The sequence below is a fragment of the Streptomyces sp. NPDC090798 genome (assembly GCF_044768965.1).
In the GTDB taxonomy this organism is placed as follows: domain Bacteria; phylum Actinomycetota; class Actinomycetes; order Streptomycetales; family Streptomycetaceae; genus Streptomyces.
Window position 1 is genome coordinate 177,599 of record NZ_JBIVXA010000012.1, and the last position, 25,124, is coordinate 202,722.

Here is a 25,124-nt window from a genome sequence, read left to right on the forward strand (position 1 = left end):
CCGTTTGATTCGCGGGTGAATTCCTGGCGTTTCGGCGGGATCTCAGGACTGCGTCGCGGAAGACCGGGCGAGAGCGAGGCGGTCGACCTTTCCGCTGGGCGTGCGCGGGAACTCGTGTTCCACCGGCAGGTACACCGACGGGAGCATGTAGTCGGGAAGGGTTTCGGCGAGCACCCGGCGCAGGTCCGACGAGTCGGGACCCGGTGACGTGCTGGGCCGGTAGTAGGCGGCCAGCCGGGTGTCCCCGATGCCGACCGCCTGCGCGACGATCGCGGCGTCGGCGACCCCGGGTACGGTTCGCAACCGGGCCTCGACCTCGCCGAGTTCGACCCGGTACCCCCTGATCTTGACCATGCCGTCCTTGCGCCCCAGGAATTCGATGCTCCCGTCGGGAAGGAATCTGGCGACGTCACCGGTGCGGTAGAGCGTGCCGTCCCGGCCCGGAAGGGGGTGCCGGACGAACTTCTCGGCGGTCAGATCGGGACGTCGCCAGTAGCCGTGGGACACCGGGGGGCCGGAGACGCACAACTCGCCCGGCACTCCGGCCGGTTGCGGCCGCAGGCGTTCGTCGAGGATGTAGACCTGAGCGCCGTTGATGGGAAAACCTACCGTGGGCATGAGCGGCCAGGAGGCGGGGTCGCCGTCCAGGCGCAGGGAACTGACACTGTGCGTCTCCGTCGGCCCGTACTGGTTGAACAGCGTGCCACCGTCGAGTCGGGCGAAGAACTCCCGTATCGCCGGGGTGACATGGAGCTGTTCGCCCGCGGTGATGCACTCCTTGAGAGCGGGAGTCGGCAAATCCATCGCGGTGGCGTAGGTGGCGATGCTCTGCAGCGCCACGAACGGCAGGAAGATGCGCATCACCCGTTGTCCGGCGATGACAGACAACAGGGCGTCGTAGTCGGTGCGGTCCTCCGCGTCGATGACGACGAGGGTGCCGCCCGTCGACCAGGTGCTGAAGAACTCCAGGAAGGAGGCGTCGAAACTGAGTGCCGAGAACTGCAGCGTGCGGTCGCCCGGACCGGCCGCCGAGTCCCGGCACTGCCAGTCCACCAGGCCGGCCACCGCGCCGTGCGGCATCGCGACCCCCTTGGGAACGCCCGTGGAACCGGACGTATACATGAGATAGGCCAGGTCGTCCCGTCCCGCACCGGGCGGCTCGGTCTGTTCACCGACAGCCCCCGCAGGCCCTTGCCAGTCCTGCGGTTCGAGGACCCGGACCGTCTCGGGCACGGCGCAGCGGTCCCGGAGGGACGGCTGGGTGAGCAGCGTGTGCAGGCCGCTGTCCTGGATCATGTAGGCGAGCCGGTCCGGCGGATAGGCCGGGTCCAGCGGCACGTACGGCGCCCCCGACTTCAGCACGGCGAGGACGGCCATGACCATGTCGAGCGAGCGTTCCATCAGGATGCCCACGGCCTGACCGCGGCTGCCGGTCCGGCCGAGGGACCGGGCAAGGGAGTCCGACGCGGAGCCCAGCTCCTCGTACGTCAGTTGCCGGTCGCGCCAGACGGCGGCCGGAGCCTCAGGCGTCTTGCGGCGCTGCGTTTCGAACGCCTCGTGGACGAGGACGGGAGGCCGCGGGGCGGCAGGTGCCTGCGCCCAGGCCCCGGTCACCAGGGCCAGCTCCTCGGAAGGCAGCAGGACGAGCTCGTCGAGCGGCAGGTCCGAGTCCGCCATCGCCGACTCCAGCAGACGGCAGTACCGGTTCGCGATGCGTCGGGCGGTGTCGCGCTCGTACAAATCCGTGGAGTAGTCGAGGAACCCCCGGAAGCCGTGGGCGTCGGCCGCGAGGTCGAGGCACAGATCGAATTTGGTGGTGCCCGGGTGCACATACAGACGCTCGGCCGCGACGCCGGGCAGGTCCAGTCCCTTGTCATGACTGTCGTTGACGGCCACGACCACCTGGAACAAGGGGAACCTGCTGCGGTCCTCGCCGGTGACGGTCCGCCTCACCAGCTCCGAGAACGGCACCTCCCGGTACCGCATCAGCTCCAGTACCTCGCCGCGGGCCGACGTGACGAGGTCGCGGAAGGACATGCCGGCGTCCACGCTCACCCGCACGGGCATCAAGTCGCTCAGGCAGCCCACCAGCTTGTCCAGGTCCGCACCGCCGCGCCGCGAGACGGGAGTCCCCAGGACCACGTTGTTGCCGCTGCCGTGCCGGTGCACCAACGCGGTGGCGGCGGCGGTGAGGACGGTGAAGGGCGTGGTGCGGGTGGCTCGGGCGAACGCCCGTACCGCATCGGCCACCTGCGCGGGAACCCGGAACGGAACCCGTCCACCCCCGTGGCCCAGTTCCACCGGGCGCGGACGGTCGGGCCGGATGGTCGAGCTCTCCGGCAGGTCCTGGAGGCGGTCGCACCAGTGACGCAACGCGTCCTCGTCCACGGCACGGGCCCGCTGCCGGGCCGCGTACTGACCGAGCTGCAGCGCCGGCGGCCGAAGAACCCGCGGGCTTGGGAGACCGTCCGCGCGATGGGCACGGTAGAAGTGGCTGAACTCCTTGTCCAGGAGGGAGAGGGACCAGTCGTCCATCACGATGTGGTGGATCAGGAGGCAGACGACCCACTCGTCCGGACCCGCCTGCACCAGGGTGGCGCGCACGGGCCCTCGGGTGAGGTCCAGCCTTCCGGCCGCCAGCTCCTGTAACCGTTCCTCCAGGCCGCCTTGCGGACAGACGACCCGTTCCATGCGGCTGGGTGCCCCGGCGCCGACGAGCTGGCGAAGGCCGTCGGGCTCCATGACGAACCGGCTCCGCAACGCCTCGTGCCGCGCGACCAGTTGGTCAAGGGCCCACTCCACAGCATCCGGGTCGACGTCACCGCGCAGCCGGTGCGCCCAGAGCACGGTGTACCGTGAACGGCCTTCGGTGAAGGCGTCGTTGAGCCAGATCGCCTCCTGTTCACGGGTCAGTGGGTACGTCCCCGGGGGCTCGCCCGGTGCGATGCGGGAGACGTCTTCGGTGTGGCTGGTCACGATTCACTCTCCCTTCGTGCGTTCGGCGGTCACGGTCGCTCTCGGCCGCGCTGGGCGCGACCCGCGACGGACGAGGAGATTGAGAGCTGTGCGGTCGAGCTTTCCGTTCGGGGTGAGAGGGAAGCCGTCGACCACCCGGACCGCTGCGGGGAGGTGGTAGTCGGGTAGGAGCGAGACCAACCGCTCCCGGAGCGCCAGTGGATCGCTCTCCGTTCCTCCGGTGGCGAGCGGGGTGCCGGGGACGAGCGTGTAGAACAGGGCGGTCCCGGTGACGGAGCCGTCGGCGGCGGTGATCCCGACGACGGTGCTGCTGCGGACCCCCGCGACCGACGAGGCGAGGGCTTCGATCTCGACCGCCTCCACCCGGTGTCCGCGGACCTTCAACTGCCGGTCGGTGCGCCCGTGGAAGTGCAGCGTCCCCGCCTCGTCCAGGTGACCGAGATCGCCGGTGCGGTAGACCCGCACCTGCCTGCCCTCGAGTTCGACGACGACGAAGCTGCGAGCAGTCAGCTCCGGCTCGCCCAGGTATCCGAGCGCGAGCCCTTCCCCGGCCAGGTGGATCTCGCCGGTACGGCCCGGCGGACACGCCCGCCCGTCCGGGTCGAGCACGGCCACCGTGGTGAAGGGCACCGGGGTGCCCAACGGAATGCCGGCCTCCCGGTCGCAGTCCTGGATGCGCACCGGGTGCGACGTGGCGTGCATGCAGCTTTCCGCGGGCCCGTAGCCGTTGGTGACGGGGACCTCGGGATGGTGGCCGAGGAAGGTCCGCACATGGTGTGGGGAGAGCCGTTCGCCTCCCACGAACACCTGCCTCAGGCCGGTGAAGCACGTCGGGTCCTCGTCGACGAAGAGGTGGAACAGAGTGGTGGTCAGGCGCAGGGTCGTCGCGCCGTCCTGGATCAGGCGGCGCAGAGTCCCGGGCAGCAGGTGGTCGCCGTCCACGAGCATGGAGGTGCCGCCGGTCGTCAGCTGGCCGAACAGTTCGTACGCGTACATGTCCCACCACGGCGGCGCCGCCTGGGGCATGACATGGCCGGCGCCGAAACCAGGAGGAGGGACCTCGCGGAACATCCGGGTCATCGCCCGGTGCGCGAGCACCACACCCTTGGGCACACCGGTCGTCCCCGAGGTGAAGATCACCGCGGCGGGAGTGTCGGCCGTCACCTGGTCGGCAGGCTCGGCCCGGGCCCGGGCCGAAGCCGCCCTGTGCAGATCTCCCGGGCCCACGCGCAGGAGCGGGACCCGAAGCCCGGCCGGTGTGCCGTCCGCCACGACGAGCGTGTGCCGGTCGCCGAGCAGGTCGAAGACCGCACGTAGCCGCCGGTCGGGCCACCGGGGGTCGACGCCGGCATACGCCGCACCCCTTTTGAGGACCGCGAGCTGGAGGGCGACCAGTTCGGGCGAGCGGGGCAGCAGCAGCGGCACGATGTGTCCCGGTCCCACTCCGCGCTCGGCGAGTGCGGCGGTGTAGGTCTCCGCGGCGTCGTCCAGGGTGCGGTAGTCGATGCGCTCGCCCCGATGGATCAGCGCCGTCGCGGTGGGACGGACCACGGCCTGGTGGCGCACCGCGGAATGGACCAGCTCCAGAGGCCCGGCCGGCTCAGCCATGCGTGGCCTCCCGCCGCGACGACAACCACTCGACCAGGTCGCTGAGTACGTGGTGTTCGAAGACGTCGATTGGCTGGACGGGGACGCCGGTCTCCCGTTCGAGGCGGATGCACAACCGCATGGCCTGCAGCGACGTCCCTCCGAAGTCGTAGAAGCTGTCGTCCAGCCCCACCCGGTCGACCTCGAGCACCTCGGCCATCAACCTGGCCACGGTCGACGTCACCGCCTCTTCGGGCTTTCGGGGGGCGACCGCACGGAACTCCTCGCGCCGCTGCGTCTGCTCATGTGCCGGCTCCACCCCGGTACCGCCCCCGACGGTCACCGGCCCGCCTGTTCGGCTATGGCGGCGGCCAGCTCGGCCACAGACCTGTGCCGAATGATCAGCCGCATCGGCAGTCTGCTCCCGGTCTCCCGGCTCAGCGCGACCATGACCTGGACGGCGGTCAGGGAGTTCCCACCGGACAGGGAGAAGAAGCGGTCGTCATCGGTGAAGTCGCCGTGCTGGAGAACCTCTTCCCAGACCTTCCGGATCAGCGGCCGCAACTCGGCCGCCGTGAGGTGCGGGGTGTCCTGAGTCTCTGTCATGTGTTGTCGAAGTCCTTCGCTTGTCGTTGTCTACGCGGAAGCCAGAGCGTGATCCCGCAACCTGCCGCTACGCCGGCGGAAGAACCACGCCTGTCCGACGCACAACAGGGCGTTGGCGCATGCCAGGGCGGTCCACAGCGCCGACAAGCCGCCCGCGGCGGCGACTGGAACCGCCACCAGGGCGAGCACCCCGTAGCACACGGCGAAGACGGCGAGGCTCGGCACCGTGTCCTTGATGGCGATCAGCCCGAACCCGAGCACCGCCTGCAGCGCGTCCGTCATGACCACGACGAGGATGAGCGGGATCATCCCGATGACCAGGTCGCGGGGTTTCGGGTCATGGGTGAAAAGCGAGACCGCCGGGGACCGGAACAGGAAGACGACGAAGCCCAGCACGGCCACGGCCATCAGCGCCACCTTCAACGAGGCCGTCACCCCCCGCCGTACCCCGCCGACGTCGCGTGTCTTCAGGTACGGGGACATCAGGGGGATCGTCGCCTGCCCGATCGCGACGGCAGCGGTGAACATCACGTTCACCAGCGAGACGGAGATGCTGTGCGCGGCCGCGGTGCTGCTGCTCACCCGGGCGGCGGCGAAGGTGAGCACGCCGAGGACGGCGAACTTGATCAGCACGGTCGCGGCGAGCGGCAGTCCGACCCTGGCCAGGGCCAGCAACGCGCGGGCGTGCGGTCGCCCGAGTCCCAGCCGCCTGCCGACCAGAATCGTGGAGCGGCGCAGCGCCCAGTGCGCGATCGTCGCGCTGATCGCACTGGAGCACAGCATCGCGATACCAGCCCCCGGTGCCCCTAGACCGTTCCACGACCCGACGCCGCCCACCAGGACGATCGAGAGCACCACAGCAGTCGCCGTACCGGTCAGGCCCGCGCGCATCACCAGCCGCGACCGTCCCAGACCGACGAGGGTGGACGTGGCCGAATTGCCGATGGCGGCCACCAGCACGCTACAGGCGAGAAGCGCCGGCAGAACGCCCAGCTGCGCGAGGGTCGTGTCGGGAACACCGGACACCCGGCCGATGAGCGGTACAGCCCCCACCGCCAGGGCGCCGAGCAGTCCCGTGCTGACGCCCAGCCACATGCCGTCGCGCACCACGGGCAGGAGGGCGTCCGGGTCGTCGTCCTTGGCCGCGACGAACGGCATCACTCCGCGCATGGCGCCGGCGACCGTCGCCGTTGCCGGTGAGTAGATCGCCAGGGTGACACCGAGAGCGGCGAGCGAAGCCGTGCCGTGCCGGCCGAGCACGGCGGTGTCCACCAGCGCACCGGCCGATGAAGCGATCATGGTCACATAGAGCGGCAGTGCTGCCAGCGCGATGGTCTTGACCGGATTCTGCAAGGTCTGTTGCGGCATACCGCGGTGTTCCGTTCTCTCCGTCATCCCCGTGCCGTCCTCGCCGAGGACGGGTTCTCGGTAGCCGTACCGACATCGTGTGCCAGTTGCGCGGCGAATGTTCGAGTGTGCTCAAAAAGATAGAAATGTCCGGCCGGCCAGGACCTGAATGTCACGGACTCCTCGGAATACATGCTCCATGGCAGAACAAGGTCCTCGCCCGCCAAGGTGTCGAACTCCCCGAAATAGGCGGCGATCGGTGTGCGGATCGCCTTCTCGACACCCCGGTCATAGCGGTTCATCATAGTGAGGTCCATGCGGAGAATGTCAACCAGATATTTCATCAACTCCGGCTCGTCGAAAGCCTCCTGCGGAGTTCCCCCGGCCTCGCGCAGGAATTCCCTGAGCTGCTCGTCCGACCTCGGATCGCGAAATCTCCTGGAGTGGCCGGAGAGATGCGGGGCGGGACTGGCCGAGACGGCGAGCAGCGTCGGCGGCCGACCGGTCCGCTCCAGTTCCCGGGTGAGCTCGTAGGCGACCAGGGCGCCCATGCTGTGGCCGAGTACGGCATAGGGTCCGGGCGCCTTGTCGCGTACGACGGGCAGCAGCCGGGACACGGCCTCCTCGACGGTGGCGCACGCCTGTTGCCCCGCCGTGGCGCCCCGCCCGGGCAGTTCGGCGGCCAGTATCCGCCAGTTCTCGGGAAAAGCGGACACCAGTGAGAGATAGCCGGTGGCGGAACCGCCGGCGTGCGGCATGACGAAAAGCGTGAAGCTCTCTTTGTGTGATCCGCGTGAATCGAATCCGGAAAATCTGGTCAGATCTCTCAGCCTGGGCATTGCCAAGATTGTTTCCCATCCGTCCACCGGGTAGGGTGGACGATCGTGAGTTTGCCGCATGCACATATATCTCTCGACTGACGGAGGTTGTGTTGAGCAGAATCGCTTTCCTCTTTCCGGGACAGGGGTCCCAGACGCCGGGAATGGGCCTTGATTTGGTAGAGCGGTATCCGGACGTCGTACGCCCGTACTTCGAAACCGCCGACGAGGTCCTGGGAATACGGCTGAGCCGTCTCTGCTTCCAGGGCGACGCCGAAGAGCTCAGGGAGACCTCGGTGACCCAGCCGGCCGTCTACGTGGCCAGCCTGGCTGCCGCGGCCGTGCTCCGCGAGAAGGGGATCCGGCCCGCCGTGGTCGCCGGGCACAGCCTGGGCGAGTACACCGCCCTGGTCTGCGCCGGCGTCCTCGACTGGATCGACGGCCTGAAACTGGTGCGCAGGCGCGGCCAGTTGATGTCGGAGGTCAACCGCCGCACCCCCGGCCGGATGGCCGCGATCATCGGCCTCCCGGCGCCGCAGGTGCGCGACATGTGCGCGGAGGTCTCGCGCACGCTCGGCGTGGTCGTCGAGGTCGCCAACTACAACTCGGCCCGCCAGACCGTGGTCTCCGGGATCGTCCGGGGGATCGACGAGGTCTCCCGCCTGGCTGTGCGGGCAGGCGCGAGCCATGTCGCCGACCTCAAGGTCGGGGCCCCCTTCCACTGCTCCCTGATGGAGGACATCGCCGCTGAGTTCAGCCACAGCCTGGAAGCGGTGACCTTCTTCACCCCCGCCGTCCCCGTCGTGGCCAACACCACCGCGAGCTACGTGCACTCGGGTGCGGAGGCACGCGAGTTGCTGCGCCGCCAGCTTGCCGCACCGGTGCGGTGGCAGGAGACCCTGCGGCTGCTGGCCCGGGAAGAGGTCGAGGCCTTCGTCGAGGTGGGCCCCGGACGTACCCTGACCAACCTCAGCCGTGCCGAGCACCCGAGCCTGCCGGCCCAGACGGCGGGCACTGCCCGGCACATCGAGCAGGCGCTGGAGAAGCTGGGCTCCGTCGCCGTATGAGGGACGGGCGGCGGGCGCCGGCCCCGGCAGCGCTCGCCGCCTCACCCGGGCACGGTGCACGTGCTCGGGGAGAGGGCGGAAGGTGGCGGTCATGCGGCCATCCCGGTGGGGCTGAGCGCGCCGACGTATTCACCAGGCTCGAAGACGAGCGCGTACAGAGCCTGCCGGTACAGGGCGAGCACTCGTGCCTCACCCGGGCCGCCGCCGTGCCGGAACACCACGCGGAAGGCCAGCGGGTTGTCGACCACTGTGAGATGGAGCCGCCGTTCGGGAGCCATCAGGTCGGGGCCCACGTCGAGCAGCGGCTTCGTCCCGAGCAGGACGGGCTCGTCGTCGTCACGGGCGTAGTTGAACACCTCGGGCAGATCCAGGAATCCGGCGAGCCCGGGACGCGTCGCGGCCAGATCGGCGTACGGGACTGCGCTGACCGCCAGCACCTGGTCGACGACCTGCCGCGCACCCTCCAGAACCTGCCCCAAGGTCTGCTCCGTGGGCAACAGCAGCGGCATGGGCACGACGTTGGCGAAGGCGCCGACCGTCTTCTCGAACCGCTGGTGGAAGCGGCCGTCGAGCGGTACCGCCGGGCACACCGTCCCGGTGCCCCGCGACCACGACAGCGCCAGCGCGAACGCCGTCAGATGCAGCGTGAACGGCGTCGTGCGCTGCTGCGCACAGCGCGCCCGCAGCGCCTGCTGGAGTGCCGGGTCCGGCTGCCAGTCCGCCCGATGCTGTTCCACCGCCCGGACCGCTCCCGTGGCCTCCGCGGCGGGCAGGGGAGCCAGCAGGCGCCGCCACAGCTCCGCCGCGTTCGCTGTCCGTTCGTCGCCCGGAAGCCTGTTGCGCCAGGCGAGATACCGCAGGAAGCCGTCGTCCGGTGCGCAGCCGTCGGCCGGCCTGGAGTAGGCATCGCCCAGGGTGCGACACAGATGGTCGAGCCCACGGCCGTCGAGGGCCAACAGATGGACGGTGACCGCGAGCAGGGTGGGGCTGTCCGGCAGGTCCAGCGTGGACACCCGGACCAACGGCTCCCGGCGAGGATCGATCGACGTCCGCTGCCCCTGCTCGTACAGCCACGCGGCCGCGTTGGCCGGAGCGACGTGCGGGGGCAGTTCGTAGCGGGTCACGGTCGCGGCACCCGGCGCGTCAGCGGCGGCGAGCGCGGTGTCACTCGTGCCCACGACCCGGGTCCGCAGCGCGGCCTGGCGTTCCAGCAGAGCCGCCACGGCGGCCGTCAGCCGTGCGGCATCGAGCTGTTGCCCGGTGTCGTAGACGGCCGTCTTCTGCCGGTCGGCCCCGGGGCGGTCGACGAGCGCGGCCAGCCCGGGAGGCAGAGCGGTGTCCGCGTCGGCGGCGGGCAACTCCTCGTCCGGATAGGATGCGCCGAGCACCTGACGGCTCGACACCAGTCGAGCGACACGCTGAGCGGTACCGCACTGGTAGAAGTCCGTGATGGAGAGCCGGACCCCGAAGTCCGCACGGACCGCGTGGATCAGCCGGGTGGCCAGCAGCGAGTGTCCACCGGCGTCGAAGAAGTCGTCCCGCGGGCCCAGCTCGGGCGCTTCCAGGATCCGGCGGAACGCGTTCAGCACCCCGGACAGGATCTCGTCGTCGTGCTCGGGTAGCCCGTCGTTGGCCCTGGCCACCGAGGGCTGTGCGCCCGGGGCCGGCAGCCGGGCCGGGTCCACCTTGCCGTTCGCGTTCACCGGCAGCTGCTCGACCAGGGTGAACGTCGACGGCACCAGTGCGGCCGGGAGCGCCTCGCGTAGCCGGTTCCGGACCCGGCCGACGACATCTCCGGAGCTCGGCACGGGAACGAGATAGGCATCGATATGCCGATCGCCCTCGGCCCCGCGCACTACCAGAGCCACATCCGCCAGCCCGGGGTCCTCACGCATGACGACCTCGATCTCACCGATCTCCACGCGGACACCACGGATCTTGACCTGTTGGTCGGCCCGCCCGAGGAACGCGATGTCCCCCGACTGCAGAAGCCGCGTCCGGTCACCACTGCGGTAGGCACGCAGGCCTCCGGCGAGGCGGACGAACCGCTCGTCCGTCAGCGCCTGGTCGTCCAGGTAACCCGTCGCCACACAGGGGCCTGCGATGACCAGCTCACCGACACTGCCCCAGGGCACGGTCCCGCGTGCGCGTGACCCGACGATGTCCAGGGTGACGTTCTGCAGCGGCTTTCCGATCGGTGCGTACCGGGGCCACTCGCGCGGGGGGCCGGTGAAGACGAACGAGGTCACCACATGCGTCTCGGCCGGTCCGTAGTTGTTGATCAGCCGGCAGTCCGGAAGCCGCTCGAAGAAGCCCAGCATCGCTTCGCTGAGCCGCAGTTGCTCACCCGTGACGGCGATCTCCCTCAGGGAGGCGAAGGCGGTGGGGTCCTGCTCGAAACGGGCCGCCAGCGCCTGCATCAGCGACACCGGAACGATGGCCTTCTCCACCCGATGGCGGTTCACGAACTCGGCGAGCGTGTCGTGATCGTGCTTGGTCTCCTCGTCGACGATGTACAGCGAGCCGCCGGCGCACAGGGCGGCGAACGTCTCGTGGAAGGCGGCGTCGAAACCGAAGGACGCGAACTGCAGCCAACGGCGTGCCACCGTGTGACCCTCGGTCTCCCAGTGGATCAGATTGGTCAGTGCCCGGTGCGGAAAGTGGATTCCTTTGGGCTTGCCCGTGGTGCCGCTGGTGTAGGTCACATACGCGCCGCAGGCCGGGTCGACCCCGTCACCCACGGCCGCTCCGTCCCGCACCGGTACGTCGGACAAGGCCGGCATGAACATGAGCGGCTGCCCGAGTTCCCGTACGAAGGCCGCGTCCCGCTCGTCGGTGCACAGCGTCAGCACGGGCCCGCAGTGGTCGGCGATCGCGGCGAGACGCTGCCTGGGGTGGGACAGGTCGTAGGCGACCGGTGTACCGCCCGCGCGCAGCACTCCGAGCAGCGCCACCACCAGCCGCACATCACGCGGCATGGCCAGGCCCACCCGGGCCCCCGCGCTCACTCCGCGCGAAGCCAGGAGATCGGCCAGGCCGCCCGACAGGCGGGCCAGTTCCCGGTAGGTGAGCGTGTCGCGGCCGTCGCTCACCGCCACGCGGTACGGGTGGCGTTCGGCCTGCTGCGCGAAGACGGCGTGAACGGGAAGGCCGGGCACGTCGACAACCGGCCCGGCCAGCGCGGCCGCCGTACGCTCCGCCGTGTCGGCGGGCGCCACGGCGCAGGTGTCCATGGCCGTGTCAGGAGTCTGGCACAGCAGGTCGAGGAGGAACCCGAACGACTCCTGCCAGCCGGCCACCATGGCCCGCGTGAAGCGATCGGTGTCGTAGATGAGACGGCCGCCGATCGCGCCCTCGTCGTCGGTCCACCAGTCCAGGGACAGCTCGTAGGGGCTGGTCGCACGCTCGAACGGCAGCGGCCGCAGCTGTAGCCCGGCGGGTGGAGCCGGCGCCATACTGCCGGGGTTGAGCATGTTGAACAGCACCCGGAAGACGGCGGAGTCGTTGCGCTCGTCCTTTTGCGCGCGTTCCAGTTCCCGGGCGAGGACTTCGAACGGCAGGTCCTGATGGTCCATGGACCGGGCCACCCGGCGTGCCGTGTCCCGCAGCAGCGAGCGGAAGGTCTGGTTCTCGTCGATCCTGAACCGGATCGGCAGCGTGTTCACGAAGTTGCCGATGAGGTCGCGCGTCTCGATGCGGTGCCGGCCCGAGATGGGGCAGCCGACCACCAGGTCCCCCTGGTCGCAGATCCTGGACAGCAGCACGGCGAACGTGGTGAGAACGACCACGAAGGGCGTCGTCGACTCGGCCGCGGCGAGTTCGCGGACCCGGTCCGCGGTCGCCGACGGCAGGGTGAAGACCGACTTCGCCCCCTGATATCCGCGCTGAGCCGCGCGCGGGCGGTCCCCGGGCAGCTCCAGCGGTGTCGGAAGATCCGCCAACTCCTCTCGCCAGAAGACGAGTTGACGGTCCGCTTCGGCCGACTTGAGCCAGCGTGCCTCGGCCTTGGCGTGCTCCGCGGCGAGCCCGCGGATCTCCGGCAGGGACGGCTCCTCGCCGCCGGTCCGACGGTTGTAGAAAGCGTAGAGGTCGCTCAGCAGGATGCCCGTGGACGTGGCGTCCGCGACGAGGTGATGGACCACGAAGACGAGCAGGTGCCGCTCGGGGCCGGTACGCAGCAGCTGGGCCACGAACAGCGGGGCGCGGTCCGTGGCAATGGTGTTGTCGAGGAGCGCCGCGACAGCCGCCCGCAAAGACGTCTCGTCCTCGACCTCCACGAGGGGCAGTTCCACCGACACCTCCGGCACGACCACCTGCACCGGACGACCGGCGCGCCGGTGGAACGCCGTACGCAGCGTCTCGTGCCGTGCGACGAGATCGCGTACCGCCTCTCGCATCGCGTCGACGTCCAACTGTCCGCGCAGGTCCGCCAGGACCGGCACGTTGAACGCCTCGGCGGCCCCTTGGATCTCTCCCAGGAAGAGGAAGCCTTCCTGCAGCGAGGTGGCGGGTACGTCGTCGTCGGCCTCGGCGGTCTGCGGCAGCGGTTGCCATTGCCGGTCGCCCTCGTCCGCCATGGAGGCCGCGACGAGCCGGGCGAGTCTGCCGGGGGTGGGGTCCTCCATGAAGGACCCGAGCGGCACGCCGCGCTGCCAGCGGGCTCGCGCGAGCGCCACGATCCGCGTCGCGAGGAGCGAGTCACCGCCCAGGGAGAACAGGTCGTCGTCCAGCGACACGTCGGTCGTGCCCAGTGCCTCGGCGAAGATCTCCAGCGCGGCCCGCTCCAGGCCGGCGGCCGTACCGTCGCCCTGCGGCCCGGGTACTGCGGGCCGGACGGTCGTGCCGAAGTGACCGGCCTCCACCCAGTAGCGCCGTCGGTCGAAGGGATACCGGGGCAGCTCGGCGAACCTTCCCCGCCCCGCCGCCCGCACGAGCCGCGCCCTGTCCCGGACGAGCCCCGCCACCCATGCCAGCCCCAGCGACGCCGACAGAGCCTCATGGCCGGCGCTGACCTCCTTGGGTGCGGTGACGGTGACCGCCTCGGGAAACAGAGCGGCCGACAGGTTCGGCCGGTTGGGAAGCGGGAGGACGTCGACCACCGCCGGCACCCGAGGGGGCAGAGTCCGCTGTCCCGGCGCCGCGGCCTCAGCGCCGAACGCCACCGCGGGATCGGGCACGCGTCCGGCCGCGCAGACCTCGCTGCCGTCGGTCGTGTACCACGGAATCTCGGCGGGGTGGAGGACCACGTCGGCGAGGGCTCGGGTGGCTTCGACACCGCCCGCCAGGCCGCGAAGGACGCCGGACACGTCCGCAGCGGCCACCACCCCGCACAGTACGGCGGCCGCGATCCGGTGCCCTTCGGCAGCCACGACCGCACCGGGGCGCACTCCGTGCTCGGCCCACACAGCCGCGATCCCCAGGTCCGCCACCACGGCCAGGGCAGCGGGCGCCATTTCCCTCGCGCGGGCGGGTGACTGCCCGCTCAGCCGCTCCACCGCCTCACGGAAGGCCGGCTGCTGTTCGAGCAGCGAGTCGATCGCCTCGGCGGAGAGACGACCCTGGGCCAGGACGAACGCAGGATTCCGATCCTCGATCGCGGCATCGACGGCCTGCGCGTCCAGCACCACTGGTTCGTCGTCCCCGCGCCACAGCAGACCCCGCCGCAGCGGGTGGAGGGTACGACGGCTCGCGAGCGCGACGGCGACGTCGCGTGCCTCGTCGGCGCCGCACGTGCGGACACGCGCGAGCAACTGGTCCTGCAGGAGACTCAGGGAGACAGCGGACTTCGCCGAGAAGGGCAGCACCCGCGCGACCGCGTGGACCTCGTCCTGCCGTGAGGCCGCGGGCAGGGCCGGTGCCTCTTCCACGAGCACGTGCGCATTGGTGCCGCCGACACCGAAGGAGCTGACCCCCGCGAGCAGCGGCTCGGGCCCTGTCCAGCGCCGCAGCGTGGTGTTGACCCTGAACGGTGATGTGTCGAAGTCGATGTGCGGGTTGGTCCGCTCGCAGCCGAGTGACGGCGGAAGAGCCCGGTGACGCAGGGCCAGCACCGTCTTGATCAGGCCGGCGATCCCGGAAGCCGCGTCGAGATGCCCGATGTTCGACTTCACGGAGCCGATCGCGCAGTAGCCGACCCCGTCCGAGGTCTGCCTGAAGGCCTGGGTGAGCGCACTGACCTCGATGGGGTCGCCGAGCGGGGTACCGGTGCCATGAGCCTCCACATAGGAGACACGGTCGGCGGTGACGCCCGCCAACTGGTGCACCTCCGCGATCAGTTCCGCCTGCCTCTGCGGGCTCGGCGCGGTGTATCCGCTCTTGTGCCGTCCGTCGTTGTTCATGGCGCTGGCCCGGATGACGGCGAGGACCCGGTCGCCGTCCTCCAGAGCATCCTCCAGCCTGCGCAGCACCACGAGCCCCACCCCGCTGGAGAACACCGTGCCCCGGGCGTCGGCGGAGAAGGGACGGCAGTACGCGTCGGGCGAGGAGATGCCGCCCTCCGTGTAGCTGTAGCCGATGTCGTTCGGGTTGATGGCGGCACCACCGGCGAGGACCGCGTCCGCCTCGAAGTCCAGAAGGGCACGGCACGCGTGGTGCACGGCCGCCAGGCTCGACGAGCAGGCGCAGTCCACCGCGAGGGCCGGCCCGGTGAGCCCGAGACGGTAGGCGAGCTGCGTCGCCGTATAACCGCGATCGTTGCCCATCAGGACCCGATGAAAGCCGAGCGGCTCGATCACCTCGGGATGCGGCAGGAGATTCTCCAGCAGGTAGTCCGAGATGTTGACGCCGAGGTACACCCCGATCCGGCCGGGCGGGGCGGCCGGGTCGAGCCCGGCGTCCTCCAGCGCGTGCACCGCGGTCTCCAGCAGAAACCGCTGCTGGGGGTCGGTGACCGTGGCCTCCGCCGGCGTCATGCCGAAGTAGCCCGCATCGAACAGCGCCGGATCGGCGAAGCGCTTGCGTACGGCGACATGCGAGCGGTTCTCGGCCCGTTCGAGTCTGCCCGCCCGCCGCAACTCGTCCCGGGGGACCTCCTCCCGCGGGTCGATGCCGTCCCGCAGGAGTTTCCAGAACTCCTCGGCGGAGTCGGCACCGGGGAAGCGACAAGCCAGCCCTGTCACAGCGATGGCCTGCATGTCGTCGTCGAACCCGTGTCCGGCATCGCTCATGGTGCAAACCCCATCCGGTGAAGAAGAAGGTGAAGTCACGTTGACCTGCGTGCGTGTCCGCACCGGTGTCAGTCCGCGAAGCCGGCGTCGGGCCGCCCGAGGGCGTCCGCCCGGCGCCGCCGCGCCACCTGCTGCATCCTCTGTCGCCGGGTGGTGGCACCTGCCTGCCCGGCGCCCCCTTCACGCGGACCCGCTTGCTCCTGACCGGCTCGCGTCGAGTGGGTCGTGCCGTCGACGTGAGCCGCGTACGCGCGGACGCTCGGACAGCGGAAGAAGTCCACGATCTGGGCCTGCGGGTGGACAAGCCGGCGCACCTCGGCGAGCAGCCGAGGGACCAGGACGGATGAGCCGCCGACCTGGAAGAAGTCGTCCGCGGGCCCGACCTCGTCATCTCCGAGGACCGCGCGCCACACCGCGAGCAGACGCCTCTCCAGATCATGCGCGGGCTCCGCCGAGGTCTTGGCGGACCGGTGCAGCGGCACCCGCGGCAGCGCCTTGCGGTCGGTCTTGCCGCTGTTCGTCGTCGGCAGAGCCGTCTGGGCCACGAACACCGAAGGGACCATGGGACCGGGCAGCCGCTCCTCAAGAGCGGCACGCAGCCGTGTCTCGTCGAGCACCGCCCCCGCGGCGGGCACGTAGTGGGCCACCAGGGCCTGCCGCTCACCGTCCTGCTGCAGGACGACGGCACACTGCGCCACACCTGTGACCGAGTTGACGGCCTGCTCGATGTCCTCCAACTCGATCCGGTACCCGTGCAGCTTCACCTGGTTGTCCATACGGCCGACCAGCTCGAGTGTCCCGTCCGGGCGCAGCCGGGCCATGTCCCCCGTCCGGTAGACGGGACCGCCGACAGCGAGCGCAGGGCACGAGGGAAAACGCTGGGCGGTGAGCTCCTCGTTGCCCACGTACCCCCGGGCGACCCCGGCGCCCCCGATGACCAGTTCGCCGTACATCCCGACAGGCACCGGGTTGAGCCGCTCGTCCGCGATGTGCACGGACGTGTTGGCCAGCGGGCGGCCGATGAGCACCCGGTCGGGGTCCGCGGGCACCTCCCAGCTGGTGGACCACACGGTGGTTTCCGTGGGCCCGTACATGTTGAGCACGCGGGGGATGCCCAGCGCCTTGAGTCGACGCGCCAGCGTGAGGTCGAGGGCCTCGCCACCCACCATCAGCGTGGTCAGAGCGCCCAAGGCCTCCGCAGCCCGGGGCAGGCCGAGGACGGTGCGCAACAGCGTCGGGGTCGCCTGCATGGCGTTAGCCCCCGAGTCCAGGATGAGTTCCGGGATCGAGACGGGCGCGCTCCCCGACGTGTTCTTCGCCGCTTGCCGCAGCGTCTCCAGGTTCTCCGCCATGACCACGGGAATGCCCCGGGCCAGGGTCCACAGCAGTTCCACCACCGCGATGTCGAAGGTGGCGGCGGTGACGGAGAGCCACACCGTGCCGTCGGTCGGCCGGACCGCCTCGTCCAGCGCGACGAAAAGGTTGGCGAGGTTGGCATGAGTGATCTCGACACCCTTGGGCACTCCGGTGGAGCCCGAGGTGAAGATGGTGTACGCGGACTCGCAGGCCACCTGGGGCGCCATACCGTCGGGCGTGGCGAGCAACTCCCGTGCGTCCAGCCGCGGGCTCCGACCGTCCGGGCACCGCTCCCGGTAGGTGTCGTCGACGACGAGCGCCGCGCAGTCAGCCGTCCCGATCATGCTCTCCAGACGGCTCTCGGGCGCGGTGCCGTCCAAGGGCACGTAGACGAGCCCCGCCGACATGATGCCCAGGAGCACCATCACCAACTCCGGCGAGCGGGTCATCAGCACTCCGACTCGCTGCCCGGGCCGCAGACCCCGGGCATGCAGACCTGCCGCCGTGGCCCGCGCCCCACGGGCCACGACGGACCGGGAAGTCGAAGCGCCCCTGAACCGCAGAGCCGGGAGATCCGGTTCCTGGTCGAGACGGGCCAGGATGTCCTCGTGTACGGGACGGGAGGGGACGGGCCGTGCGGTCTCGGCGTTCCACCGCGCGATGCACGCCGCGCTGTCGTCGTCCATCAACCCCAGGCGCGCCAGCGGACCGTCCGGTGCCTCACACATGCGCTCCACCAGCCGCCGGTAGGCGGTGACCAGCCGGACGGCGTCGTCCTCGTCGAGCTGAGCGGTGCTGTAGGTCAGCAGCCCACGCAGTTCGCCGTCGACCTCGCGCAGCCGGAACATCAGCTCGTACTGGGCGGAGTAGGTGGGCACGGGAAACGGGGCGGCCTCGACCCCCGGCAGCTCGAACTCGCTCTCGGGGAAGGTCTGGAAGAGGAAGACCGTCTGGAACACCGGGGCATGGGCGCTGCTGCGCTGCGGTGCCGCGGCCTGCACGACCTGGTCGAAGGGCAGCTCCTGGTGGGCGAACGCCTCGTAGGCCGTCTTCCGGGTCATGGCGAGGAAGTCCCGCACACTCTGTGTCTCGGTGACATGGGTGCGCAGGCTGATCGAGTTGAAGAAGAGCCCGGGCGTGTTCTCCAGCTCGGGGTGCGGACGGTTGGCCAGCGGGCTGCCCACCACGACGTCGTCCATGCGTGCCATACGGGACAGCAGCAAGGAGTACGCGGCGACGAGCGCGCCGTACAACGTCGAGCCCGTCTCGGCGCACAGCGCGTGCACCTTGGTCAGGAAGGCCGTGTCGTAACCGAATTCGAGTCCGCCGGCCCGGTAGCTGGGGACCGTCTCACGCCGCCTGCCCGGGACGAGGTCGACGGGGGCGGGAAGGTCGGCGAGCGTCCGGCGCCAGTAGTGCCGCTGCCGCTCGGCGTGTTCGCCCGCCAGCCATTCCTCTTCCCAGGAGGCGTAGTCGGCGTACTGGACGGTGGGCTCGACGAGGCGGGGCGCTCGGCCTTCCACTCTCGCGCGGTACAGCTCGGCCAGCTCGCGCCTGAGGATGTCGGTGGACCAGCCATCGGAGATCACATGATGCTGGGTGACCAGGAAGATCCATGTCCGGGGGCCGGTGCGGATCAGGTCGAAGCGGCTCAGCGGGGCCTTCGACAGGTCGAACCGGGTGGACACGATGGAGCGCACCAGGTCCTCGACACCGTGTGCGTCGGCCTCGTGCTTCAGGAAGGCCGTCGGGCACTCCGGCGCGATCGTCTGCAGCAGCCCGCTGTCGCTCTCGGTCAGCGCGGTGCGCAGGATCTCGTGACGCCGGACCAGGTCGTCCACCGCCGCGTGCAGAGCGGCGACGTCCAGATCGCCCCGCCATTCCACGGCGAAGTACATGTTGTAGAGCGGCAGGTCGGTGGCGAACTGTTCGCTGAGCCAGAGCTGCTGCTGAGCGCGGGAGGCGGGCAGACGGCCACCCCGGTCGGCCCGTACCAGGCCCAGCGAGCGGCCCGCCTCGTCGTCCTGTGCCTGCTGAAGGAAGCGGACGATGTCTTCCTTCTTCTCCCGTATGGCCTGTTTGAGCTCGTCGGTCAGAGCGTGCGCGGGCCCGGACACCGACAGCTTGCCGTCCCGGGCACGGATACGGACCCCGATCCCGGCCAGCCGCTGCAGGAGTTCCGTCGTCGTCGCGGTCTTCACAGCTCGAATGTCCCCATCGTCTCTTCGTCTTCGGCAGCCGAAAGCGCGGTGTACAGGCGGGCCGAGGCGAGCCGTTCCTCGACCAGCTCGGCCATCCCGGCCGGCGTCTCGGCGTCGAGGAGGTCCCCCAGGGGCACCCGGACGGCGAACCGCTCCCGCAACCGGGTGATGATCTGCGCGGCCACCAGGGAGTGCCCTCCCAGGGCGAAGAAGTTCGCGTCAGGGGCGACGTCGCGCACACCCAGTACGGCCTCCCAGATGGCTGTGACCTCGGCCAGTACATCGGCATCGTCCGCGGCGGCGGGCGCCGGCGAGGAGACGGCGACGGGCGCGGACTGCCGCACCGGATCGACTGCCTCGGGGATGGCCCAGTGCCTCACCGGCTCGAACGGATAGCCGGGCAGCGCGGTGGTACGTGCCGCGGGGTCCCCTAGGGCGTCCCAGGCGAGGTCGGCCCCGCGTTCCCAGCAGTGCCCGAGGAGGGCCAGCCAGCTGTCCCAGTCGGCGAGCGCCGCCAGCACATCGGGACAGTCCTCGCGGCACTCCGCGACGGCTCCGTCCGCCTCCCCGCCTTCCATCACCACCGTCTGCGCCACCTCCAGGAAGCGGTCGGCGGACGGCACGGAGCCGACCGGGAAGGTCTCGTTCGTGGTCACACACCGCACGGCCGTGCGCAGCGGCGCAAGCCGTGCGGCTGCCAGATCCCGTTCCATGGACGTCAGTTCCCGCTCGCAGACGCTCAGGTCTCCGCCGCTTCGGACGACGTCGCGCACACGCTCAAGCCGCACCGCGCACCGCAGAGCCACATCCCTGTCCAGCGCGCCGGCGACAGCCGCGGCCGGGAACACCCCTGAGCCCGTGGCGACGAGCACATCCGGCACCACCCCGAGTCCGGTCAGCGTGGTCAGCGCGCCGTAGCCCAGGAGAAAAGCCCGTTCGCCACCGGACGAGTTCTCCAGTGCGCCCTCCGGCAGGTGCAGCCGGCCCAGCAGCGACGGCGCGGCACTCACCTGGCCGGTGAGGTCGACGGCCAGCTGGATCCGGCCCTGGGGGACGGGGGACGAGTCGTCCTTGAGCCTCGCCTGCAGCTCCGCCGGCGAGGAGGCGACGTAGGCCCGCCGTAGCTCCCGTGGGGCGCGACCCGCCTGAAGGGTGTGGGCGACATCCGCGCAGGCGGCCACCGCCGGCCCGGCGAGCACATCCGCAAGCCGCTCCCTCAGCCGCTGGAAGGCGGCCGGCGTATGGGCCGAGAGGGGGAAGAGATACGACCGCGTCGCCTTGGCGCCCACGGGAGCGGATCGGTCCGCCGCGGGAGCCGGCGTGTACTGGCCCAGCACGACGTGCGCATTGGTGCCGCCCACGCTCAGCGCGGTCACCGCTGCGCGACGCGGATGGGAGGCGTCCGACCAGGGCCGCCGCTCCGTGTTCACGTACAGGCCGCTTTCGCCGAGATCGACGGCCGAGTTGAGCCGGGTGTGACCGACCGTCGCCGGAATGACGCCCTCCCGGACCGCGAGGATCGCCTTGAGGAGGCCCGCCATGCCGGCCGCGCTGTCGAGGTGCCCCACAGAGGACTTGACGGCGCCCACCGCGCAGGGGGCGGTCACGCCGAGCTGTTCGCGAGCCTCCAGGAGGGCAGCCAGTTCGATGGGGTCGCCGAGCGGGGTGCCGGTGCCGTGCGCCTCGATGTAGCCGATCGTGCCCGGATCCACCTGCGCTTCGCGGAGCGCGGCCAGGATGACGTCCCGCTGGCCGCGCACGCTCGGGGCGGCGAAGCTCTGCCGGTCCGCTCCGTCATTGTTCAGGGCGGTGCCGTGGATGACCGCGTGGATGAAGTCCCCGTCCCGGACCGCGTCGTCCAGCCGTCGCAGGACGACGATGCCGATGCCGCTGCCGGGTACCGTGCCGTCGGCCGTGCGGTCGAAGGGACGCAGCGCCCCTCCGGGGGACATGACACCGCCGTCGTGCGCCACATAGCCGTGCTCGTGGGGTAGCTGCACGGACACCGCACCGGCCAGGGCCACATCGCAGTCATCGGCCAGGAGGCTCCGCCGCGCCAGATGGACGGCGGTGAGTGCCGTCGAACACAGGCTGTTGACGAAGATACTGGGGCCGCGCAGATCCAGGTGGTAGGAGGCCCGCAGCGGCAGCATGGCCGGCGTGTCCGACATCCCCCGGTGGCTGCTCGCGCCGCTGGCGGGGGCCGGCAGGAGGGAGCCATAACGGTTCTCGCCGCTGCCGCAGAACACCCCCACCCGGCGCCCGCTCGCCCGGCCGGCCCAGCCCGCGTCCTCCAGCGCATGCACCGTCTCCTCCAGGAAGAGCCGGTGCTGCGGGTCCATGACGGCCGCCTCGGCAGGGGAGATGCCGAAGTAGGAGGCGTCGAAGTGCTCGATCCCGTCCACGGCGCCCGACACGGGCACGTACCGCTCAAGGCCCCGCACACCGTCGGGCACACCCTTGGCCCGTGCTTCGTCGTCCGTGAGGGGAGCCAGGAAGGACGCGCCCTCCAGCAGATTGCTCCAGTACGTCTGCACATCGCGGGCCCCGGGAAGGCGGCAGGCCATTCCCACCACGGCGACGGGCTGCCGGTCGCGCTGCGTGCTCGTGCTCATACCCGCTCCCGAGGCGTGTGGTGGCGACTGCTCAGCGCGTCCGCGAGCGCCGAGATCGTCTGGTACTTGAACAGGTCGGTGATGGGCATGTCGGCGGAGATCTGCTCCTTCATTCTGCGGTGCAGCCTCACTGCGGTCATCGAGGTGCCGCCGAGCTTGAAGAAGCTCACGGAGTACGGCACTTGGTCCTCCGGCAGCCCGAGCGCCTCTGCCCACAATCGCGCGAGCCGCTGCTGCAGAGCGGCGCGCTGCAGGCCTTCGGCCACGGTCTCCTCACCGTCGACAGGGGCGGGCAGCGCACGCGTGTCGGCCTTGCCCATGGATGTGAGTGGAAGGCTGTCCAGATGCACGAGGTGATCCGGCAAGCGCTCGGTCGGCAGCCGATCCGCAAGGTACGCGTGGATCTCCTCGGTCGGGAGCCCGGCTGGTGCCACGACGTAGGCGACCAGCACGTCACGGTGCTCGGGATGCGCCTGCACCACAGCGTCAGCCACATGAGGGTGCTCCAGGAGCAGACGGCGGATGGCGGCCCCGACGCCCCGTGAGCCGCGGACATGCGACGCGTCGGCCTCGCGTCCGAGCAGTTCGAGCAGGCCGTCTTCGCGTATGCGGGCGAGATCGCCGGTGCGGTAGAGCCGCTGCGCCGGGACACCGGGTCGGATTCCGGCGAACGAAGCTGTCGCGAACCGTTCAGCGGTCAGCTGATCGCGATTGACATAGCCGGTGGCCACCGGGGCCCCGCCCAGGAGGAGTTCACCGACGAAGCCGGGCGGAAGAATCTGGCCACCCGCGCCTGTGACCCAGGCCTGAGCGCCGTCGATGGGCCGGCCGATCGGCACCACGGAGGTGACGTTGTCGTGTGGGGCACAGATGTGGAAGACGGCATCACCCGCGGTCTCGGGTGCGCCGTGCAGACTGACGACGCGTGCCGAGCTGGTACGGCTGACGGCGTCCACGACCGGCTGGTCCAGCGCTTCACCGTGGACGAAGATCCAGCGCAGTGCATCACAGCCGTCGAGGCCGCCTGCGGTGAGCACCGCTTTCAGGAACGTGGGCACGAACTGAGCCACGGTCACGTCGTGTCGGCGCATCGAGTCCAGGAGGCCTGCTGGATCCTGGTGGGTCGTCGCGGGAGCGATCACCACGGCGGCACCGACGGTCAGTGGAGCGAGGTACTCCCACAGTGACACGTCCGACGCCGGTGAGGTCCTGAAGAGGAAACGGTCCTGTGCCTGGAACCCGAACTGCCGCTGTTTCCAGGCGAGGTTGTTGGCGATCGCACGGTGCGGAACGACGACCGTCCTCGGCAACCCGCTGTTCCCGTCGACGGTGATCAGATACGCGGGGTCGCTCCCGTCGATGCGGGCCTCGGCGAAACCGGGCTCCGCCTGGGGCGTGTCCGGATCAACGGGGACGACCGGCAGCTGCGGATGTTCCGTGCCGTCCGCCACCACCGCTGCCACTCGGGCGTCCTTGAGCACGAACGCCCGCTGCCGCGTGGGGCGGCCCATGTCGACATGCAGGCCGGCGAGGCCACTGCGAAGCACCGCCAAGGCCGCCGTGACAAGCGCCGCTGAAGGGGGAAGGCACAGGGCGACCGTGCTGCCGGGAGGCAGGCCCAGACCGGCTAGGCGCGCCGCGAGGCGTCGGCTGCCCTGGTCCAACTCCCGATAGGTGATCTCCAAGCCGTCGGCCATGACGGCCACGGCCTCGGGTGTGGCTGCCGCACACGCGGCAAAGGCCGCCGGGACGAGAGGAGGGTGCGCCGACCCCGCCGCGGGAGAACCCTTCTCTGTGGGGCGGGGGTCGGACTCCGGGACCAGCCGCACTTCCTGGGCGGTGATGTCTTGGCCCGTGAGTATCTGCTCGAGCACTCGAGCAAAAGCGTGGGCCAGGCTTCGGGCAGCCGAAGGGGGACACAGACCTTCCCTGAAGTCCAGCCGTCCGGTGACCACCGAGCCACGCACGTTGACCGAGAACAGCAGATCCGCCTTCGCGTCACGAGGAAGGAGCGGGATTCGCTCGGCGACGACACCGGGCAGGGAGAGTCCGGAGTCGTCTTCCATGTCGTTGAGGGACATCACCACGGACAGGCCGGTTGCCAGGGACGGACTGCGGTCTCCTCTCAACGCCTCCCACATCAACTTCATCGAAGACCCTTGATGGGCGAGCAGTTCGAGAACGGAGTCCTGGACCTGGTCAACGTAATCGCGGAGTTCGAGCTTTTCCCTGCGGGGTGGCCGGAAGGGCAGGAGTTCGGAGAACAGGCCCACGACGTCCGGATACATCGACCTGCGCCAGTCGACGGCGGGATAGCCGATCAGGAGATCGTCGCTCCGGTAGAAGTGCTGAAGCGTGAGGGAGAACGATGCAAGGAGGGCTGAGAACGGTGTGACTGCCAGGTTGTCGCACTTCTTCATCAGATCATGGGGCAGCTCGACCGGAACCGAGGATGTGCGCTCCGGATGGTCAGACAGAGAGAAACCGTCCCAAGAATCGGGAAGGTGCTCGAACTGTTGAACATAATCTTTCCAGAATTCGGCGTACTCGCGGCCCTCGGCGGACTCGATGAGATCCCCTTGCGCGACGGCGTACTCGAAGTACCCGTCGCGCGGTGCATCGGTCAGGGCGTCGGTCTCTTCTGACAGGGCGGCTCGATATAACTCAGACAGGTCCGACGTGACAAGGGCGACCGACGGGGCATCCACCGCGACGTGATCCAGCACGAGCAGCAGAACCGCGTCAGACGGAGCGGAGCGGAACAGGTGTGCGCGCATCCGCAGAGGAGATTCGGCATCGAACGGCGCGGCAGCCGCGGCCGAAAGCATGCTTTCCCCACGTCCGTCGGGCACGTCACGCACATCCAGAACACACTCCGGCACTTCGTGGACAATCTGGTACGGAGTACCGTTGCGCTCCTCGACAAGGGAAGTGCGCAGAACAGGATGGCGGTGCAGGAGTCGGCGGATTGCGGATTCCAGGGTGGCCGCGTCTACGGCACCTCTGAGATGGTAAGCAACCGGAACGTTGTACGCATCGCTGTCCGGATCTAACTGCTGAGCTGCCCATACGGCCCGCTGTTGCTGCGTGGTGGGCCGGATATGTCCAGTCACAGACGGAGCCATTTTGAACCGTTCCTCGCCTTTGATCGAGCTTGTAGGTGATCATTTGAGGCAAGCTGTTTGGGTTATTCGAGTCACTCGATGGTTGTTGAGGACTGACAACCGAAGTGGTTTCACGCAGAAAATATACACAACTTGGCAACGCCAGGCCGACTTGTTTTGTCAGCGTCGACGGAATCTGATCCGGCAAATTTGGCGCGAAAGTCGTGGACGGATGAGCCGAATACGAGTGACGTCTGATTTCCAAGTACGCTGATGGGTCA

At 69.9% G+C, this 25,124-nt stretch carries 11 protein-coding genes; 1 reads left to right on the forward strand and 10 read right to left on the reverse strand.

All coding sequences use genetic code 11. From position 1 onward, the window contains the following. Positions 1 to 42 precede the first annotated feature (42 nt). The 6 genes from ACIQTP_RS26355 to ACIQTP_RS26380 are packed head-to-tail and all read right to left on the reverse strand — an operon-like array spanning position 43 to position 7,355. Positions 43 to 2,976 carry an amino acid adenylation domain-containing protein gene (locus ACIQTP_RS26355; protein ID WP_403403849.1) on the reverse strand — a complete coding sequence of 978 codons (2,934 nt, stop codon included), beginning with the start codon at positions 2,974 to 2,976 and terminating at the stop codon, positions 43 to 45. A gap of 3 nt (positions 2,977 to 2,979) precedes the next feature. Further along, entirely contained in the window at positions 2,980 to 4,584 is a 1,605-nt protein-coding gene (locus tag ACIQTP_RS26360) for an amino acid adenylation domain-containing protein (protein ID WP_403403852.1), read from the reverse strand. Continuing rightward, complete coding sequence (locus ACIQTP_RS26365) at positions 4,577 to 4,906, reverse strand: phosphopantetheine-binding protein (RefSeq protein WP_403403855.1); 330 nt, start codon at positions 4,904 to 4,906, stop codon at positions 4,577 to 4,579. The genes ACIQTP_RS26360 and ACIQTP_RS26365 overlap by 8 nt, the downstream gene beginning before the upstream one ends. After that, positions 4,903 to 5,169 (reverse strand): acyl carrier protein, encoded by a 267-nt coding sequence (locus ACIQTP_RS26370; protein WP_403403858.1) that lies wholly within the window; start codon positions 5,167 to 5,169, stop codon positions 4,903 to 4,905. The genes ACIQTP_RS26365 and ACIQTP_RS26370 overlap by 4 nt, the downstream gene beginning before the upstream one ends. Positions 5,170 to 5,199: 30 nt before the next feature. Continuing rightward, positions 5,200 to 6,564, reverse strand: coding sequence for an MATE family efflux transporter (locus ACIQTP_RS26375; protein ID WP_403403861.1), 1,365 nt, complete (start codon positions 6,562 to 6,564; stop codon positions 5,200 to 5,202). Next, the gene (locus tag ACIQTP_RS26380) at positions 6,561 to 7,355 is read right to left on the reverse strand and encodes a thioesterase II family protein (protein ID WP_403403864.1); all 795 of its coding nucleotides are present in this window, start codon (positions 7,353 to 7,355) and stop codon (positions 6,561 to 6,563) included. The genes ACIQTP_RS26375 and ACIQTP_RS26380 overlap by 4 nt, the downstream gene beginning before the upstream one ends. 89 nt (positions 7,356 to 7,444) lie before the next feature. Between ACIQTP_RS26380 and fabD the strand changes: the two genes are divergently transcribed. Beyond that, on the forward strand, positions 7,445 to 8,401 hold the full coding sequence (gene fabD, locus ACIQTP_RS26385) for an ACP S-malonyltransferase (RefSeq protein ID WP_403403867.1): 957 nt from the start codon (positions 7,445 to 7,447) through the stop codon (positions 8,399 to 8,401). 89 nt (positions 8,402 to 8,490) lie between these two features. Here fabD and ACIQTP_RS26390 read toward each other — a convergent pair whose 3' ends face one another. The 4 genes from ACIQTP_RS26390 to ACIQTP_RS26405 all read right to left on the reverse strand — a co-directional run bounded on the left by ACIQTP_RS26390 (position 8,491) and on the right by ACIQTP_RS26405 (position 24,852). Next, a complete protein-coding gene (locus ACIQTP_RS26390) occupies positions 8,491 to 15,567 on the reverse strand; it encodes an amino acid adenylation domain-containing protein (RefSeq protein ID WP_403403870.1) in 7,077 nt (2,358 codons plus the stop codon). A 68-nt stretch (positions 15,568 to 15,635) separates the two neighbouring features. Further along, the gene (locus ACIQTP_RS26395) at positions 15,636 to 19,124 is read right to left on the reverse strand and encodes an amino acid adenylation domain-containing protein (RefSeq protein WP_403403873.1); all 3,489 of its coding nucleotides are present in this window, start codon (positions 19,122 to 19,124) and stop codon (positions 15,636 to 15,638) included. Next, complete coding sequence (locus ACIQTP_RS26400; protein WP_403403876.1) at positions 19,121 to 21,739, reverse strand: beta-ketoacyl synthase N-terminal-like domain-containing protein; 2,619 nt, start codon at positions 21,737 to 21,739, stop codon at positions 19,121 to 19,123. Before ACIQTP_RS26400 ends, ACIQTP_RS26395 begins: the two co-directional genes overlap by 4 nt. Further along, positions 21,736 to 24,852, reverse strand: a complete 3,117-nt coding sequence (locus ACIQTP_RS26405; protein ID WP_403403879.1) for an AMP-binding protein — start codon at positions 24,850 to 24,852, stop codon at positions 21,736 to 21,738. The genes ACIQTP_RS26400 and ACIQTP_RS26405 overlap by 4 nt, the downstream gene beginning before the upstream one ends. Positions 24,853 to 25,124: the final 272 nt, after the last annotated feature.

Excerpts from the sequence above, each read along its gene's own strand:
- ACIQTP_RS26360 (WP_403403852.1), bottom strand. The coding sequence starts at position 4,584 with ATGGCTGAGCCGGCCGGGCCTCTGGAGCTGGTCCATTCCGCGGTGCGC.
- ACIQTP_RS26370 (WP_403403858.1), bottom strand. The coding sequence starts at position 5,169 with ATGACAGAGACTCAGGACACCCCGCACCTCACGGCGGCCGAGTTGCGG.
- ACIQTP_RS26375 (WP_403403861.1), bottom strand. The coding sequence starts at position 6,564 with ATGACGGAGAGAACGGAACACCGCGGTATGCCGCAACAGACCTTGCAG.
- ACIQTP_RS26380 (WP_403403864.1), bottom strand. The coding sequence starts at position 7,355 with ATGCCCAGGCTGAGAGATCTGACCAGATTTTCCGGATTCGATTCACGC.
- ACIQTP_RS26390 (WP_403403870.1), bottom strand. The coding sequence starts at position 15,567 with ATGAGCGATGCCGGACACGGGTTCGACGACGACATGCAGGCCATCGCT.
- ACIQTP_RS26400 (WP_403403876.1), bottom strand. The coding sequence starts at position 21,739 with ATGAGCACGAGCACGCAGCGCGACCGGCAGCCCGTCGCCGTGGTGGGA.